Genomic DNA, 16,528 nt, shown 5'->3' with positions numbered 1-16,528 from the left:
TTTATCTCACCACCGGCAGCGGCTTGACCGCCGGTCCCGTGAACTTGTTCGTCGCCAGATCCCCGATGGGCTTGTTGGAGAAGCCCATCGCGACGCTGGGCTCGGCGGACATCAGGGCGCTCAGGGCCGTGGCAGGCTTCTGCGGCTTCTTCGCGGCAGGAGCCTTGACCTCCGGGAGGGCAACCGCGCTCGCCGGAACCTGGCTTGCCTTGGTGTCCTTTTGCGGAGCCTTGACAGGGGTCTTCGGAGTCGAGCCCGTGACCGGGATGTCGACGGGGCTCGCGGAGGCGACGACGATCGCACGCTCGGGGCGCGGCGGAGGGAGCGGGGCCGAGCTTGCCACCGTCGTGCCCGCAGGGCCGCGCAGTTCGCTCAGCACCGGGATCGGGTTCGTGGCTGCGAGCGAGCCGGGACGTGCAGGCGGGAGTGGCGCATAGGCAAGCGCGGTGGTCTCGGCGACGTCATCCGCAGCCGCCGTATCCGCATCCGGGCGACGCGGCGGCATCGGCGCGAAGGCCATGCCCTTGGCGATCGACATGTCGCTCTGGACGCCCGGTCCCTGCTGCCAAGCGAGGGTCGGGCCGCTTTCGGTCTGAACCGTGCTCGGCAGGCCGCTGATCCGGGTCGGCGGCAGAGGCGCCGCCGCAGGCGGGGACAGATCCTCACGCAGGGCAGGCGCCATCGCGGCCACCACCGCCGGAGCGGCCGGAGGCTCGGGACGGGCCTGCGCCACGGCCACGGGAGCCTGACGCGCAACCGGAGCATTCCTGTCTTCGTATTGGCGCAGGGCGGCGATGGGTGATGAATTGCGGTCATCCGCATAATAGTTGCCGGGCGCGCTGCGGGACGCCATGAGCGTGCTGCTGGGGCGCGACGCCGTGCGGATTTCTTCCACGTCCTCCGCCTCGTCGTCGCCGAGCCCGAAGAGAGTGGCCCAGAAGCTCTTGCGGCGCGGCTGCTGCGCCGCGATGGCTTCCTCGGCATCCGCATAGGTGCTGTAGCCTGCGACCGTGCCGCCGCCGGCGAGCACTTCGGCCCTGGCGAGGTCGTAACCGGGCAGGGGCCTGCCATCGGTGGGGATATGCACCGTCTTGCCATCGGGGAAGATGCGCACGAGCTGATCGCGCGTCATGCGTGGCCAGGCGCGCACGCTGCCGACGTCGAGATGCACGAAAGGCGTGTAGGCATTGGGATAATAGCCGACGCCGCCCCTTTGGAGCTTCATGCCGACGGCCCGAAGGCGATCGGCGGGAATGTCCGGCAGATAGAAGTCCAGGGCCTTGCCCTGCATATGCTGGCTGTTCTTCGCCACGACGCTGGAGCGGCGGCGCAGCATGGCGTTGGTCTGAGGCGAGCGATAGGCCGAGTTCACGCGGACCGGTGCGCTCGAGCCCACCTCGCGATAGACCTCCCACACCGTGTCGAACAAGCGCGGATCCATGCGGGTCGCCTCGTCCCGCCGCCAGTCGCGCAGGAACCAGTTGAGCTGCTGCAGGGCGGCAGAATCGTACTGGCCGTTGCGCCGGAAGGTGACGGTCAGAGTTTCCTTGGTGTTGTTGTGGTAGAAGGTCAGCGTGCGCGTATCGCCGTTGGCGATGGCATCCTGCGTGCCGCGCACGCCCCCGACCATGACGGCCAGGAAGGCCGCAAGACCAATGCAGGTGCGGCGCACCATGCCGTCGGAACGCAATACTTTCACTGGGGTACTCGTTTTACTCGCCGCATTTCGGGAAAATGCGGTAATCGCACATCGTGAAAAGATCTTTGCCGAAGACGGTTACCTTCAGGTTAAATGGGCGCAAAAAAAGCGGCCCTAAGGCCGCTCTTCGATCAGGCTAGAGCATCGGACGCGGGAAGTGGATTTGCACTTTTGGGTCCGATGCTCCCTTCTTAGATGAGCGCATCGCTGGAGCGGACCCGAAGGGCCGCACGATGCGCTATTGGGCGAGATTCAGCGCCGCCCGGACCTTCTGGTCGAGGCCGTAGAGATCGGTATAGGATTTGAGGGATCCCTTTTCGTCGACCGCAAGGGTGAAATAGGCCAGATGCACCGGAAGAGGCTTCGGCAGGAACACCGTGCGCTCTCCCTTGCCGATCAGGCTGCGTAGTTTTTTCTCATCCCACTTGCTGTCCTCGCCCATGATGAACTCCGCGAGCTCGAAGGGCTTTTCCACACGCACGCAGCCATGGCTGAAGGCGCGCTTGGCGGCCGTGAAGAGATTGCGGTTGGGCGTGTCGTGCAGATAGACCGCATGTTTGTTCGGGAACATGAACTTCACGAATCCCAGCGCATTGCGTTCGCCTGGGGGCTGCTGGACGATGAGGCGGCCTCCCTTGCGGATGACGGTGTATCCCCTCTTGGCCGCGTAATCCGGATCGTTGGCGAGACCGGGCAGGATCTCCTTCTTCATGATGGACGGCGGGATTGTCCAGGACGGATTAACCACGAGGTATTTCATGTTCTCGGAGAAGATCGGGGTCTGCGACTGCTCCTTGCCGACGATCACGCGGGTCTCGTGGGCGACCTTGCCGCTATCCACGAGCTGCAGACGGAATTCGGGCACGTTCACCATGATGTGGCGCTTGCCGAGATCCTCCGGCAGCCAGCGCCAGCGCTCCATATTGGCGATGAGATTGGCCTCGCGCTGAGCCAGCGAGGGGCCGGAGAGGGCAGCCACCGTCTGCGCGGTGAGGATGCCGTTGCCTTGGAGACCCTTTTCCTTCTGGAACGCCGCGACCGCCGTGGAGAGACGCTTGTCGTAGACGTTCCGGTTGTCGTCGTCCTCGTTGAGATTGAAGCGCGCGCGGATCAGCGGGACCCGCGGATCCTTCATGCCCACGCGCAACGCGGGCCCCTTGGGCACGTGCACGCTGGGCTGGGATGGATGGCTGGCCCGTAGTTCCGCGAGCTTCTCCTTCAGGGCGCGGTAACCGGCATGCGGCGGGTTGTACGAGGCGAGCGCCGCATTCGCATCCTTCGCGAAGGCGACTTTTCCGAGGACCTCGTCGGCCCCGGGAAGGGCCAGAACCGGCGTGACCAGAGGCGAAAGGCGGGACGGCTCGATACGCCCGCCGCGCGCATCGCGGGCATAGCGGATCACGGAGGCCGAGAGCTTCAGATCGGCTTCGGCCCATTGGCTGGGCGCGGCTTCCTTGCGCAGTTTCACGTCGGGCACAGGATAGTCGGTCGGATCCAATCCGTCCTCGTCCGCAGCCTTCAGCCGTGCGATGGCTCCCATGGCCTCCTGCGTGAAGGCGCCGTCCGAGGCCCAGGCGAGAGGACGTTGGGCTTGCGCATAGAAGGCCCGCAACCCCTCGCGCTCTTTCGCGGAGAGCCGAAGGTCGCGCGTCGCGGCCTCGTCCCCGAGCAGGCCTTCGACCGTCAGGCGCAGCATGTCCTGCTGCATGAGTGCCGTAACGGGAGCGGCCTCCGGCAGAGGAATGTCGATGGCCGGTTCGGGCTTGCGATCCGCAGTTTCGATGACGACCGGTGCGGGCTCGGGCAGGGGAATCGCATGGTCGGTGGCCTTCTCCTGCCCCAGGGCAGGTTCGGCGATCACATCATGGAACGACGGTTCGGCGGGGCTTTGCGCAAGGACGGGCTCGGATGCGCCCGGTGAATCGTTCGTCGCAGTCTGCGCCATCGCGGAAAGGGACAAGAACGAGGCCGATCCGATCAGCCCAAGCCACAACGCCGTCTTGCGCAAGTCACGCATGACCCATCTCCTTCTCGCAACGGTATCGGAGGACGTTGCATCCTCCGCATCCTCATTTTATCGTCCGTGCGCAGCACACCTCTGCCACGCTCAACGCGCAAAGGCGTCATGCGGCTGCATCGTTTAGGCCGAGTTCCTTCAATTTTCGGTAAAGCGTCGAGCGCCCGATTCCGAGATGACGGGAAATGGCCGACATATGTCCTTGATAATGCGCGAGAGCAAAGCGGATCGCGCGCTCTTCCAGCTCCGCCAGCGTCAGCATGTCTCCGCTTTCACGAATGAGTGAAAGCGCGTGCGGATCGTGCTTTGCGCCGGGTTCCTTCGCGCGAAGGGGGGCCAAGGCCCGCACGGCCGGAAGCGGCGGGATGTCGATGCGGAAGCCTTCCACTTGGACTGCGATCTGCGGGAACTCGCTCGGCGTCAGGAAAGCGCCATCCGCGAGGATCACGGCGCGATAGACCGCATTTTCCAGCTGCTGGAGATTGCCCGGCCAGTCATAGCGGGAAAGCAGGGACAGGGCGTCCGTGGACAAACCTCGGATCGTCTTGCCCTCGTCCGAGGCAAAGCGCCGAGCGAAGAGAACCGCCCATTCGGCGATGACGTCTCTCTGGCCTCTCAAAGGGAGCAGGGCGAGAGGCATGGTCTGGAGGCGATAATAGAGATCCTCCCTGAAGCGCCCCTCGCGGACATTCTCCGACAGATCGAAACCGGCGCTGGCGATGAGACGGAGATCCAGGCGCCGGCCTGTACGCGGCCCCGCGTCCTGCCGGAACAGCGATTCGGCCAGGCGCTCCTGCGCCTGTCTCGACAGGCGTCCGACATCCTCGATGAACAGCGTGCCGCCGCGGGCCTCCCTCATGTGGCGCAGGAGGGCCGCTTCCTGGGTTTCCCGGCCGGACAGGGCTTCGGTCGTTCGAAAGGCGATGAAGGAGCGGGTCTTGCGCTCGCCGCTCTCATGGATCGCTCTGGCCAGGGCCGTGGCGCCGCTGCCGGCCTCCGTCTCGATCAGGACGGGCAAGGCCGAGCGGGCCGCGCGATCCGCGAGACGCGCAGTTCTTTCCCGTTCGGAGCCGGCTTCGAAGCCGTCCGTGCCCAGGCGAAGAGCCCGGATATCGTCTGCGAAGAAGCGGTGAAGAGGCATTCGGAACGGACGCGGTTTGAGGGAATCGCTTCAGGGATGCTGGGCAAGAAGGGTAAATCCGGCCTTAACGGCGGCAGCCTCCTGGCGGATCCATATCCCCGTTCCCCGGGTTGATCCGGAAGGCCGAACCGCCAATATGTGGTTCAGCCTCCTTCAACCCCGCTTGCAGTCATGTCCCAGAAAGTTTCTTCCGTGCACCAGACATCCTCTACCGGCGCCGTTCAGGTCGATCTCGGCTCGCTCCCAGAGTGGAACCTGTCCCATCTCTATCCGGGCATGGACAGCGAGGCGTTCAAGAGCGATCTCGCCAGGGCGGAGGCCGAGTGCAAGGCCTTCGCCGGGGATTATCGCGGCAGGCTCGACTCCATGACGCGGGGCGAGGACGCTCCCCAGGTCCTGACGGACGTGATCAAGCGCTACGAGGCGCTGGAGGATCTTCTCGGCCGCATCATGTCCTATGCCGGCCTCGTCTATTCCGGCGACACCACCGATCCGGTCCGCGCGAAGTTCTACGGCGACACGCAGGAGCGTCTCACCACGGCCTCCACGGAACTTCTGTTCTTCGGACTCGAACTCAACCGCATCGACGACGAGGTGCTGGACAAGGCCGTGGCCCAGGCGCCTCTCTCGCACTACAAGCCCTGGATCGAGGATCTGCGCAAGGACAAGCCCTACCAGCTCGACGACAAGATCGAGCAGCTTTTCCACGAAAAGTCCGTGACCGGGCGCTCGGCCTGGAACCGGCTGTTCGACGAGACCATCGCGTCCTTGCGCTTCACCGTGCGCGGCGAGGAACTGCCCATCGAGCCGACCCTCAACAAGCTGCAGGACCCGGACGAGAGCGTGCGCAAGGATGCCTCCGACGCGCTCGCCAAGACTTTCAAGGCGAACCTGCGGACCTTCACGCTGATCACGAACACCCTCGCCAAGGACAAGGAAATCTCGGACCGCTGGCGCGGCTTCCAGGACGTGGCGGATTCGCGCCACCTCGCCAACCGCGTCGAGCGCGAGGTGGTGGATGCGCTGGTCGCCGCCGTCCGCGAGGCCTATCCGCGTCTGTCGCACCGCTACTACGCGCTGAAAGCCAAGTGGTTCGGCAAGGACAAGCTCGACCATTGGGACCGCAACGCGCCGCTGCCGAAGGTCGAGCAGCGCACCATTCCCTGGGGCGAGGCGCGCGACACCGTGCTCTCGGCCTATTCCGCCTTCTCGCCGAGGATGGCCGACATCGCACGCCGCTTCTTCGACGAGGGCTGGATCGACGCCCCGACCCGCCCCGGCAAGGCGCCCGGCGCCTTCGCGCACCCGACCGTTCCGTCGGCCCACCCCTATGTGCTGCTCAACTACCAGGGCAAGCCGCGCGATGTGATGACGCTCGCCCATGAACTGGGCCACGGCGTCCATCAGGTGCTCGCCGCCCCCAACGGAGCCCTGATGGCGCCGACGCCGCTGACGCTTGCGGAAACCGCGAGCGTGTTCGGCGAGATGCTCACCTTCCGTCGCCTGCTCGATCAGACCACGGATCCTGTGCAGCGCAAGGCCATGCTGGCCGCCAAGGTCGAGGACATGATCAACACCGTGGTGCGCCAGATCGCCTTCTATTCCTTCGAGCGCAAGGTGCATGTGGAGCGCCGCAACGGCGAGCTGACGGCCGATAGTCTCTGCGATCTCTGGATGTCGGTGCAGGACGAATCGCTCGGTCCCGCAATCCGCCTCGGCCCGGGCTACGAGTCCTTCTGGACCTATATCCCGCACTTCATCCATTCGCCGTTCTACGTCTATGCCTATGCCTTTGGCGATTGCCTGGTGAATTCGCTCTACGGTATCTACGAGCACTCGAACGAGGGCTTCGTGGATCGCTATTTCGCGCTGCTTTCGGCGGGCGGCTCCAAGCCCTATACGGAGCTTCTCGCTCCGTTCGGGCTCGATGCCCGCGATCCCTCCTTCTGGCAGATCGGCCTGGCCATGATCGAGCGCCTGATCGGCGAGCTGGAGGCCATGGAAAAGACGGCTTGATGCTTGCTCTGGCGCAATGTGCCGATGAGCGCCCTCGATCAAGAGGAATCTTCGGCATGATCGTTACATGATCGGAAAGACTGTCTCCCATGGGTGATCGCGACAACGAAGCGAACCGCTTTACCGCCCGCGCCGCGCGCTATGCCCGCGTCGGCGCGAACATGGGCGGCGTGGCCGCGCGCATGGCCGGCGCGCGGCTCTTCGGCGGCGATGCGCGCGACGCCTCCAGCGCGGCGGCGCTCGCGCAGGCCTTGGGCGGGCTGAAAGGGCCGATCATGAAGGTGGCGCAGCTGCTCGCCACCATTCCCGATCTCATTCCGCCTGAATATGCCGCCGAACTGCAGAAGCTGCAGAGCGAAGCGCCGCCCATGGGGGCAGCTTTCGTGAAGCGGCGCATGCAGGCGGAGCTGGGGCCGCAATGGCAGAGCCGCTTCGGCTCCTTCGATCTCAACCCTGCCGCTGCGGCATCACTGGGCCAGGTTCACCGGGCGACCACGAAGGACGGCGAGAAGCTCGCCTGCAAGCTGCAGTATCCGGATATGCAATCGGCGGTCGAGGCCGACCTGAAGCAGCTCGAATTCGTCTTCGCCCTGCACCGGCGCATGGATCCCGCCATCGACACCCGTGAAATCGCCCAGGAGATCGGCGAGCGGGTACGCGAGGAGCTCGATTACGAGCGCGAGGCCAAGCATGCATCGCTCTATGCCGAGGCGCTGGCGGATGTGGAGGATGTGCGCGTGCCTAAGGTGCACCCCGAACTCTCCACGCGGCGACTCCTGTCGCTGCAATGGCTGGAAGGCGAGAAGATCCTGCAGTTCACGGAAAGCCCGGTCGAGACCCGCAACCGGCTGGCCATCGCCATGTTCAAGGCCTGGTGGCACCCCTTCAGCCATGCCGCCGTGATCCACGGCGATCCGCATCTGGGCAATTACACGGTGTTCTCCGACGGAGGCGAGGCGAGGGGCATCAACCTGCTCGATTACGGCTGCATCCGCATCTTCCACCCGCGCTTCGTCGGCGGGGTGGTCGATCTCTACCGGGGTCTCCAGACGGACGACCGCGCCAGGATCGTCCATGCCTACGAGACCTGGGGCTTCCGGAGCCTCTCGAACGAGCTGATCGACATCCTCAACATCTGGGCCCGCTTCATCTACGCGCCGCTGCTGGACGACCGGGTCCGCACGGTCGCCGATGGGGTGAAGCCCGGAGAATACGGCCGCCGGCAGGCCTTCGAGGTGCACAAGGCCCTGAAGGAGAAGGGCCCCGTCACGGTGCCGCGCGAATTCGTCTTCATGGACCGGGCGGCGGTGGGGCTCGGCGCCGTCTTCCTGCACCTCAAGGCCGAGCTGAACTACCACCGGCTCTTCGAGACCGAGATCGAGCGCTTCTCGCTTGAGGGGCTGGCGCAGCGCCAGGCCGAGATCCTGGCCGCTTCCGGATTGCCGAACCCCGTGTAATGAGGTTGCGTTTCGCGAAGGGAGGCCTTACAGGCCGTATCTCAGCGCATCGTGCGGAAAAGTAGACCCGGTTTTTCGCAAGCTCGATGCGCTGTTCTACGGGGAGAGCATCGCATTAATTCCAAAAGTGCAAATCCACTTCCCGCGTCCGATGCTCCAGCGGGAGGCAGCCTATGAAGATCGTCTTCGTTCATCAGAATTTTCCGGGCCAGTTTCTGCGCCTGTCCCAGAGCCTCGTCGCCGAGGGACACGAGGTCGTGGCGCTGGGCATGGTCAAGCAATGCCATCTGCCGGGCGTGCGGTATATCCGCTACGATCCTGCGCCGGGACCGGAGGATCCCCAGCACGAGGCGCGCTACTCGCCGGTCATTCCCCGTCTTCGGCGAGCCTACGGCGTGGCGCACAAGGCGCGGGAACTCGCCAAGCAGGGCTTCGAGCCCGACGTGGTGGTGGTGAATACCGGCTGGGGCGAGAACCTTTTCCTGAAGGACGTGTGGCCCAAAGCCCGGCACATAGCCTATTTCGAATATTATTACCGCGCCAAGGGCCAGGACCTGGATTTCGACCCCGAGTTCCCCATCACCAACGAGGAGGTGATCTGGCGCCTTCGCCTGAAGAATTCCATGCAGCTCGGCGCGCTCGATGCCGCCGACGCGGCTGTCGCTCCGACCCGGTACCAGCGGGACACGTTCCCGTCCTATCTGCGGGATCAGATCGCCGTCATCCACGACGGCATCGACACCAAGAGGCTCATGCCGGACCCGACGGTCGGGCTCCAGATCGGCAAGGATGGGCCGAGGCTGACGCGCCATAAGCCGGTGGTCACCTACGTGACCCGCAACATCGAGCCGATGCGCGGAGCCCATGTCGTCTTCAAGAGCCTGCCCGATCTGCTCGACATCGATCCGGACCTCCAGGTCGTCGTCATCGGCGGCAAGGGCAACAGCTATTCGGGAGCGGCGCCGGGGGGAATCTCCTGGTACGAGCATTTCAAGGCCCGCATCGACCGGCCGGTGGACTGGTCGCGGGTCCATCTCGTGGGAAACCTGCCCTATGACCAGTTCGTGAGAGTGCTCCAGGTCTCCTCCGCCCATATCTACATGACCTATCCTTTCGTCCTGTCCTGGTCGTCCATCGAGGCCATGGCGCTCGAATGCCGGATCGTGGCCTCGGATACGGAGCCGGTCCGCGAGATCGTCACGGACGGGGTGAATGGGCGTCTTTTCCCCTTCTTCGACCCCAAGGCCCTGGCGGAGCGGGTGCGGGAAACCCTGGCCGAGACGGAGAAATCCGCCGCCATGGCGGCGGAGGCGCGCCGGATCGCGGTGGAGCGCTACGACTACGAGACCGTGTGCCTGCCGCAATGGCGCGAATTCCTGAGGATAAAATAACAGCTCCGCGCGTTCATAAAGTTCTGCCGGAGTTGCTTGGAAAGATTGCGGCTCCTCACCGCATGCGTTAAACGCAGCAATTAACAACCGATGCTAATAGGGCGTTGAATCATGGCCGATACAAAACATGCGCCGCATGGGGGTTATAGTCCGGAGATGGACGGCCCTGCCCATGAGGTGACCTACAGTGGGTTCGTGCGGTTCGCCGAGATCGCGACTGCCGTCGTCATCTGTCACGTGCTGGCTCTGGCGGTCGGCGGCATCAAGCATGCCTGGCTGACAGCGATCTTCGGCGTGATCCTATCGCTCGCGTCCGGGGCGATCGGGGCTATCGCCCCATCGATCGGGGTTCGCGCCCCGGCAGCCGTGGGTGTCCTCTTATTGCTTGCACTCATCTTCTACTGACATCCCGAGTATGATGAGGCCCTGTTTCCAGGGCCTTTTCTTTATCTCGACCGATCGCAGGGGACTAAGATGCGAATCACCGTTCTTTCCGAAGCCGATGGAGCGGAGACCCGTGTCGCCGCGTCGCCTGAAACGGTCAAGAAGTACAAGGCCCTCGGATCGGACGTGGTCGTCCAGGCGGGAGCCGGGGCGAGGGCCGGCATCCCGGACGGGGAATTCGAGGTCGCCGGAGCCATGATCGCCCCCTCCCGCGAGGAGGCTCTGCGGGACGCCGACGTCATCTTGAAAGTGCGCCGCCCGGCTGAAGGCGAGCTCACCGGCGTGAAGCCCGGCGCCCTCGTGATCGCGATCATGGACCCTTATGGCCAGGAAGCGGCTCTCAAGGGCCTGGCGGAGGCCGGGGTCGCATCCTTCGCCATGGAGCTAATGCCGCGCATCACCCGCGCGCAGGTCATGGACGTGCTGTCCTCCCAGGCCAATCTCGCCGGCTATCGGGCCGTCATCGATGCGACCGCCGAATATGGCCGCGCCATGCCGATGATGATGACGGCGGCCGGCACCGTGCCGGCGGCCCGCGTCTTCGTCATGGGGGCGGGCGTGGCGGGCCTCCAGGCCATCGCCACGGCCCGGCGTCTCGGCGCGGTCGTGACCGCCACCGACGTGCGCCCGGCCGCCAAGGAGCAGGTGGAAAGCCTCGGCGCCAAGTTCATCGCGGTGGAGGACGAGGAGTTCAAGCAGGCCGAGACCGCCGGCGGATACGCCAAGGAAATGTCGGCCGAATACCGCGACAAGCAGGCGGCGCTCGTCATCTCCCACATCGCCAAGCAGGACATCGTGATCACCACGGCGCTCATCCCGGGCCGGCCCGCGCCCCGGCTCCTCACCCGCGCCATGGTGGAATCCATGAAGCCCGGCTCCGTGATCGTCGATCTCGCGGTCGAGCGCGGCGGCAATTGCGAGCTGTCGAAGCCCGGCGAAGTGACGGAGCATAACGGCGTCAAGATCGTGGGCCATCTCAACGTGCCGGGGCGGCTCGCCGCCACCGCCTCGAGCCTTTACGCCAAGAACCTCTACGCCTTCGTCGAGACGCTGGTCGACAAGGAGACCAAGGCGCTGTCCGTGAAATGGGACGACGATCTCGTGAAGGCCACCTGCCTGACCCGGGACGGCGCGGTGGTTCACCCCGCCTTCCAGCCCGCAGCTTAACTTTCCAAGGGGGGAGATCATGGCGACACTCACGCCCGAACAGGCTGTCGAACAGGCCCGCGCGGCGGCCGAAACGGCCCAGCGCGCCGCCGAGCAGGCGCAGCTCCTGGCCGATCAGGTGGCGACCGCCGCAGGCGCGGCCGTATCCACGGTCACCCATGGGGCGGTGGATCCCACCGTATTCCGTCTGGCCATCTTCGTCCTGGCGATCTTCGTCGGCTATTACGTGGTCTGGTCGGTCACGCCCGCCCTGCACACGCCGCTCATGTCGGTCACGAACGCGATCTCCTCGGTGATCGTGGTCGGCGCGCTGCTGGCGGTCGGTGTGCCGCTGACGGTCGAAGGAACGGGACTGGCGCGGGTCTTCGGCTTTATCGCGCTGGTCCTCGCCGGCATCAACATCTTCGGCGGCTTCCTCGTCACGGAACGCATGCTCGCCATGTACAAGAAGAAGGGGTGAGGCCATGTCCGGGAACGTCTCGAACCTTCTTTATCTGATCTCCGGCGTCCTCTTCATCCTGGCCCTGCGGGGGCTGTCCCATCCGACGACGTCGCGGCGCGGAAACCTGTACGGCATGGCCGGCATGGCGCTCGCCATCCTGACCACGCTGGCCTTCACGCGGCCCGACGGACTCGGCGGCTGGGGGCTCGTCATCCTGGGGCTTGCCATCGGAGGCGGCGCCGGTGCCGTCATCGCCCGGCGCGTGCCGATGACGGCGATGCCGCAACTGGTGGCCGCCTTCCACTCGGGCGTCGGCCTCGCCGCCGTGTTCGTGGCCGCGGCGGCCCTGTATGCGCCGCAGGCCTTCGGTCTCTTCCATGACGACGCCGTGGGTCAGGGCCTCGTTGCCGGTGGTCCTGTCGCCCGGATCCCCGGCGGTTCGCTCTTCGAGATGGGCTTAGGTGTCGCCATCGGGGCGATCACCTTCACGGGCTCGGTGATCGCGTTCCTGAAGCTCGACGGGCGCATGTCCGGCAAGCCGATCCTGCTGCCGAGCCGACACCTCATCAATATCGGTCTCGGGCTCCTGCTGCTGGTGCTGCTCGTCGTCTTCATCCGCTCCGGGAGCCACGCGGCCTTCTGGCTGATCGTGCTGGTGTCCTTCGGGCTGGGCGTGACGCTGATCATCCCCATCGGTGGCGCGGACATGCCCGTCGTGGTCTCGATGCTCAACTCCTATTCCGGCTGGGCTGCGGCGGGAATCGGCTTCACTCTCGGCAATCTCGCGCTCATCATCACGGGTGCGCTGGTAGGCTCCTCGGGCGCGATCCTGTCCTACATCATGTGCAAGGGCATGAACCGCTCCTTCATCTCGGTCATTCTCGGCGGTTTCGGCGGCGAGACGGCGGCGGTTGCCGGTGGCGCGGTGGAGTCGCGGCCCGTGAAGCAGGGCTCGGCGGACGATGCGGCCTTCATCATGAAGAATGCCTCGAAGGTGATCATCGTGCCGGGCTACGGCATGGCGGTGGCCCAGGCGCAGCACGCCCTGCGCGAGATGGCGGACGAGCTGAAGGCCGAGGGCGTCGAGGTGAAATACGCCATTCACCCAGTGGCAGGGCGCATGCCCGGCCACATGAACGTGCTGCTGGCGGAAGCCAACGTGCCCTACGACGAGGTCTTCGAACTCGAGGACATCAACGGGGAATTCGCGCAGGCCGATGTGGCCTTCGTGATCGGCGCGAACGATGTCACGAATCCGGCGGCGAAGACCGATCCGGCCTCGCCGATCTTCGGCATGCCGATCCTCGACGTGGAGAGGGCCAAGACGGTGCTGTTCATCAAGCGCGGCATGGGCTCGGGCTATGCGGGCGTGGAGAACGAGCTGTTCTTCCGCGACAACACCATGATGCTCTTCGGCGATGCCAAGAAGGTCGTCGACGACATTCTAAAGAGCCTCTGATTTCCAGGAAGATTCATGAAAATGCCCGGCTGCGGACCGGGCATTTTCCTTTAGAAATCAGCAGGATTTCCTACGCCGCCTCCTTGAGGCCGATCCGCTCCTGCCGCAGGCCGCGGATCTCGTGCAGCAGTTCGCGGTTCGTATTCTCCATGGCCCTCAGGCGCTCCTCCATCTCGTCAATGGTGCGGTTGCCCGTGTTCTGGAGCAGGAACACCATGAGGAAGGTGCAGATGGTGGTGCCCGTGTTGATCACCAGCTGCCACGTATCCGAGAACTGGAATACGGGGCCGGTGACGGCCCATACGAACACGAACAGGCAGGCAGCCATGAAGGCATAGGGATGGCCGAGATTGTCAGAGATCCACTCGGCGAGACGCTCGAAGCGGTTCGTGATGAATTTTTTCATGATGCTCTCCTTGCGACCAGCCGCCAAAGGCTCGGTCACAGGAGGCTCAAGCGATCAGCCTACTATGCGAGCCCTCGACGGCATGGTCTTTCGACTGTCGCTAGACATGGGGTTGTGCTTCCATTGATGGCGCGGGCCGCATTCGGCCTGCAGACTTCCTATCGGCCTTCGAGACTGATTTTTCAAGTCTCAAAGGCAATAACCCGCACCACGATCTGTTTGTTCACTTTCGGATTCCATCGATGTCCTCCATCCGTCTCCGCACCGCCTTGCCCCACGATCGCGATACGGTCGTCGAGCTGATTCACCAGCTCAACGTGTTCGAGGCCGATCTCGTGGGCGACCGGCGGCGGGATTACGACGGGGCCAATGCCTATTACGACGAGCTCATGGTGCGGCTCTCCCGCCGCAACGGTCGGATCGTCCTGGCCGAGGAGGAGGGGATCGTCGTGGGCGCCATGGGTTTCTCCCTCGACCAGGACGCCGCCTATGTGGCGGGCGACGTCCGCCAGCATGGCACGGTGACGGACCTCGTCATCCATCTGGACTGGCGCGGGAAGGGGATCGGGCAGCTGCTCCTGACCGAGGCGGAGCGCCTCACCAGGGAGGCCGGCCTGAAGCGCCTCATGATTGGCGCGCTCGTGGCGAACGAGCGCGCGATGCGCACCTATAGCCGGTTCGGCTTCGAGCCCTACGTGGCGTTCCTGAAGAAGGAACTCTGAGCGGCGCCATTGTTCTAAAAGATACTAGTTATTATATAACGTATGATCTTGTCTCAGGAGCTTCCGTGAAATCTTCTCTCCGTTGGTCTTTTCCCTTAGCGCCCCTCATTGCGGTCCTGCTCTCTGGAAGCTCCTATGCCCAGCCAAGTACGGTTGCCAAGCAAAGTATCTACGACCCGGGACGGTACATCACCGAGATGCGGATCAAGGAGGTGCATGAGGCCTTCCAGCATCTCGTACGCCCGGAGAAGTCGCCCATGTCGATGCGCGACGCGCGCGAGATCGTAACGGTCGGAACTTTCTCAGCAATGGCCCAAAGCTGCGGACTCCCTTGGGAGGAGCAGATCTATAGACCATTCATCGTCCGATATCGGGATCAGCGAAAGTTGGGCGAGAAGCACATGGAGCTTCTCGTACTCATGCACGGATTTCAGCGAGGGAACGTCCTGCAATCGTTACCAGCGGACGCATGCACACGAGAGATTCGAGAGTTTCTGATACAAAATCTCAGGATCCGGGTTTCCCAATAAAGGGTCAGCCGGTCCAATCGGCTGGACAGCCGCCGCCCTCTACATGCAAAGAAGCGCATGCAGATCTGCATGCGCTTCCAGGAAACTCTCGATATGGGCGACGCTTCGCAGGGAAGGGGAGGCGAGGGTCATAGCCCTAGCGCCTCGTGCGAAAAAGTGGCCCCGGTTTTTCGCAAGAACGATGCGCTCTTTCCAAAAAGGGAGCATCCCTCGCCAAGGTCAGCCGCGGAACAGGCCCGCCACGCCGCCCTGGAGGCGTGAGCTGCCCTGGCGGGCGGTCGCGTTCGCGCTGTCGATGCCGAGCGCGCGCTGGTAGCTCTCGATCGCCTGCTGGCGGTCACCTTTGCGCTCCAGCGCCACGCCGCGCCAGGCCCAGGAATCGGCATCCTTGGGGTTCACATTGAGCGCCGCGTTGAAGTCCTCGATGGCCTTGTCGAACTGGTTCGTCGCCACATAGCTCTGGCCGCGCGCCGCATAGGGCGCCGCGACGAAGGGGTTGCGGTCGATGGTGGCGTCGAAGTCCAGGATCGCCTGCGGGTGCATGCCCTGGCGCTGATAGAGCAGGCCGCGCGCGTGGAGCGCCTCCGCCGATTCGGGCAAGAGGCGGGTCGCCATGTTGAGGTCGTTCAGGGCTTCCTGATAATGGCCCTGGACGCGCAGCAGGTTGGCGCGGCCGATATAGGCCGGGCCGTAATTCGGGTCGGCCTGGATGGAACGGCTGAAATCCGCGAGGGCCTGGTCGTTCCGGTTCGTCTGGCGCAGGGCCAGGGCACGGTTCGTATAGGCCGGGGCATAGTTGGAATCGAGCTGGATCGCCTTCGAGAAGTCGGTCATGGCGTCGCTGTAGCGGCCGACGCGGGCATAGGCCGCCCCACGGGTGTTGTAGGCGCTCGGATCGTTCGGGTTGCGCTGGATGACATCGGACAGGGAGGCGATGTTCACCTGGCTCGTGCCCTGGGTGTCCTCTTCCACGACGGCGATGCGCTGAGTGGGGGCGCCGCCTCCGATCGTGCTGCAGGCAGCAAGGCTCAAGGCGGTCAGGGCCAGGCTCACAGGGGCGAAACGGCCAATCGATGGGGCGATCACCTTTGTCTCCAACTTACTTCTCGACATCGTCGAGGGGTGGTTTAGCGGATAAACCTTAACAGCCGCGAAACACGGCAACAGAATGGCGACGGCAAGGAAAAAAGTCTGATTGCGATCGGGAGCTTGGATCGAAAATCGCCGGGATGCCGGGACTGACCGGATGCTTTTGCTCCGCGCAGGCGCGGGAGAGCCTGTGCCATACATGCAAACAGCGCCCCTGCTGCGCAGAGGGCGCTGATTCACAATCGACGGGCTGGCCTCAAGAAAAGGCCGATGTCAAGATCTTAGCGAGTGGGGCGCGGCTTCGAAGGCAGAAGGCCTTCGCGCTGCATGCGCTTGCGAATGAGCTTGCGGGCGCGACGGACGGCCTCGGCCTTTTCGCGGGCCTTCTTCTCAGACGGCTTCTCGTAGTGGCCGCGGAGCTTCATCTCGCGGAAAATGCCCTCACGCTGCATCTTCTTCTTGAGAGCGCGGAGCGCCTGATCGACGTTGTTATCCCGGACAAGAACCTGCACGCGAATTCCTCGTATTTTGAGCCGTTTCGATTGTGT

14 protein-coding genes are annotated in these 16,528 nt (G+C 64.3%); 8 read left to right on the top strand and 6 right to left on the bottom strand.

All coding sequences use genetic code 11. The annotated features are described in order from the left end of the window. Position 1: 1 nt before the first annotated feature. The 3 genes from AB8841_RS26245 to AB8841_RS26235 form a co-directional block, all read right to left on the bottom strand. Positions 2-1,699, bottom strand: a complete 1,698-nt coding sequence (locus tag AB8841_RS26245; RefSeq protein WP_370438684.1) for a DUF882 domain-containing protein — start codon at positions 1,697-1,699, stop codon at positions 2-4. Positions 1,700-1,937: 238 nt separating this feature from the next. Next, positions 1,938-3,716: a murein L,D-transpeptidase gene (locus tag AB8841_RS26240; protein WP_370438683.1), complete on the bottom strand. Its 1,779-nt coding sequence runs from the start codon at positions 3,714-3,716 to the stop codon at positions 1,938-1,940. A gap of 106 nt (positions 3,717-3,822) precedes the next feature. Next, positions 3,823-4,857 carry a sigma-54-dependent transcriptional regulator gene (locus AB8841_RS26235; protein WP_370438682.1) on the bottom strand — a complete coding sequence of 345 codons (1,035 nt, stop codon included), beginning with the start codon at positions 4,855-4,857 and terminating at the stop codon, positions 3,823-3,825. A 171-nt stretch (positions 4,858-5,028) separates the two neighbouring features. Between AB8841_RS26235 and AB8841_RS26230 the strand changes: the two genes are divergently transcribed. The 7 genes from AB8841_RS26230 to AB8841_RS26200 all read left to right on the top strand — a co-directional run bounded on the left by AB8841_RS26230 (position 5,029) and on the right by AB8841_RS26200 (position 13,233). Then, positions 5,029-6,873, top strand: a complete 1,845-nt coding sequence (locus AB8841_RS26230; protein WP_370438681.1) for a M3 family oligoendopeptidase — start codon at positions 5,029-5,031, stop codon at positions 6,871-6,873. Positions 6,874-6,962: 89 nt separating this feature from the next. Next, the gene (locus AB8841_RS26225) at positions 6,963-8,330 is read left to right on the top strand and encodes an ABC1 kinase family protein (RefSeq protein WP_370438680.1); all 1,368 of its coding nucleotides are present in this window, start codon (positions 6,963-6,965) and stop codon (positions 8,328-8,330) included. Positions 8,331-8,503: 173 nt separating this feature from the next. After that, positions 8,504-9,721 carry a glycosyltransferase gene (locus AB8841_RS26220; protein ID WP_370438679.1) on the top strand — a complete coding sequence of 406 codons (1,218 nt, stop codon included), beginning with the start codon at positions 8,504-8,506 and terminating at the stop codon, positions 9,719-9,721. A 111-nt stretch (positions 9,722-9,832) separates the two neighbouring features. Then, the gene (locus AB8841_RS26215; RefSeq protein ID WP_370438678.1) at positions 9,833-10,126 is read left to right on the top strand and encodes an aa3-type cytochrome c oxidase subunit IV; all 294 of its coding nucleotides are present in this window, start codon (positions 9,833-9,835) and stop codon (positions 10,124-10,126) included. 69 nt (positions 10,127-10,195) lie between these two features. Then, positions 10,196-11,332 carry a Re/Si-specific NAD(P)(+) transhydrogenase subunit alpha gene (locus AB8841_RS26210; RefSeq protein ID WP_370438677.1) on the top strand — a complete coding sequence of 379 codons (1,137 nt, stop codon included), beginning with the start codon at positions 10,196-10,198 and terminating at the stop codon, positions 11,330-11,332. A 19-nt stretch (positions 11,333-11,351) separates the two neighbouring features. Beyond that, a complete protein-coding gene (locus tag AB8841_RS26205) occupies positions 11,352-11,792 on the top strand; it encodes a proton-translocating transhydrogenase family protein (RefSeq protein ID WP_370438676.1) in 441 nt (146 codons plus the stop codon). Positions 11,793-11,796: 4 nt separating this feature from the next. After that, positions 11,797-13,233, top strand: coding sequence for an NAD(P)(+) transhydrogenase (Re/Si-specific) subunit beta (locus AB8841_RS26200; RefSeq protein WP_370438675.1), 1,437 nt, complete (start codon positions 11,797-11,799; stop codon positions 13,231-13,233). A 70-nt stretch (positions 13,234-13,303) separates the two neighbouring features. Here AB8841_RS26200 and AB8841_RS26195 read toward each other — a convergent pair whose 3' ends face one another. Continuing rightward, the gene (locus AB8841_RS26195; protein WP_370438674.1) at positions 13,304-13,639 is read right to left on the bottom strand and encodes a low affinity iron permease family protein; all 336 of its coding nucleotides are present in this window, start codon (positions 13,637-13,639) and stop codon (positions 13,304-13,306) included. Positions 13,640-13,881: 242 nt separating this feature from the next. Between AB8841_RS26195 and AB8841_RS26190 the strand changes: the two genes are divergently transcribed. Then, entirely contained in the window at positions 13,882-14,361 is a 480-nt protein-coding gene (locus tag AB8841_RS26190; protein ID WP_370438673.1) for an N-acetyltransferase family protein, read from the top strand. Positions 14,362-15,110: 749 nt separating this feature from the next. Here AB8841_RS26190 and AB8841_RS26185 read toward each other — a convergent pair. Both AB8841_RS26185 and rpsU read right to left on the bottom strand, forming a co-directional pair. Then, a complete protein-coding gene (locus AB8841_RS26185) occupies positions 15,111-15,977 on the bottom strand; it encodes a tetratricopeptide repeat protein (protein WP_370438672.1) in 867 nt (288 codons plus the stop codon). A gap of 284 nt (positions 15,978-16,261) precedes the next feature. Continuing rightward, positions 16,262-16,492 carry a 30S ribosomal protein S21 gene (gene rpsU / locus AB8841_RS26180; protein ID WP_009763401.1) on the bottom strand — a complete coding sequence of 77 codons (231 nt, stop codon included), beginning with the start codon at positions 16,490-16,492 and terminating at the stop codon, positions 16,262-16,264. Between the last annotated feature and the right edge of the window lie 36 nt (positions 16,493-16,528).

Source organism: Microvirga sp. TS319, assembly GCF_041276405.1.
Classification (GTDB): Bacteria; Pseudomonadota; Alphaproteobacteria; order Rhizobiales; family Beijerinckiaceae; genus Microvirga.
The sequence above is the reverse complement of the archived record's forward strand: the minus strand, read 5'-3'. Positions and strand labels throughout refer to the sequence as shown.

Bases quoted from the DNA above. Each gene is read 5' to 3' on its own strand.
- AB8841_RS26240 (WP_370438683.1), bottom strand. From the start codon at position 3,716: ATGCGTGACTTGCGCAAGACGGCGTTGTGGCTTGGGCTGATCGGATCG.
- AB8841_RS26235 (WP_370438682.1), bottom strand. From the start codon at position 4,857: ATGCCTCTTCACCGCTTCTTCGCAGACGATATCCGGGCTCTTCGCCTG.
- AB8841_RS26230 (WP_370438681.1), top strand. From the start codon at position 5,029: ATGTCCCAGAAAGTTTCTTCCGTGCACCAGACATCCTCTACCGGCGCC.
- AB8841_RS26225 (WP_370438680.1), top strand. From the start codon at position 6,963: ATGGGTGATCGCGACAACGAAGCGAACCGCTTTACCGCCCGCGCCGCG.
- AB8841_RS26220 (WP_370438679.1), top strand. From the start codon at position 8,504: ATGAAGATCGTCTTCGTTCATCAGAATTTTCCGGGCCAGTTTCTGCGC.
- AB8841_RS26215 (WP_370438678.1), top strand. From the start codon at position 9,833: ATGGCCGATACAAAACATGCGCCGCATGGGGGTTATAGTCCGGAGATG.
- AB8841_RS26210 (WP_370438677.1), top strand. From the start codon at position 10,196: ATGCGAATCACCGTTCTTTCCGAAGCCGATGGAGCGGAGACCCGTGTC.
- AB8841_RS26205 (WP_370438676.1), top strand. From the start codon at position 11,352: ATGGCGACACTCACGCCCGAACAGGCTGTCGAACAGGCCCGCGCGGCG.
- AB8841_RS26200 (WP_370438675.1), top strand. From the start codon at position 11,797: ATGTCCGGGAACGTCTCGAACCTTCTTTATCTGATCTCCGGCGTCCTC.
- AB8841_RS26195 (WP_370438674.1), bottom strand. From the start codon at position 13,639: ATGAAAAAATTCATCACGAACCGCTTCGAGCGTCTCGCCGAGTGGATC.
- AB8841_RS26190 (WP_370438673.1), top strand. From the start codon at position 13,882: ATGTCCTCCATCCGTCTCCGCACCGCCTTGCCCCACGATCGCGATACG.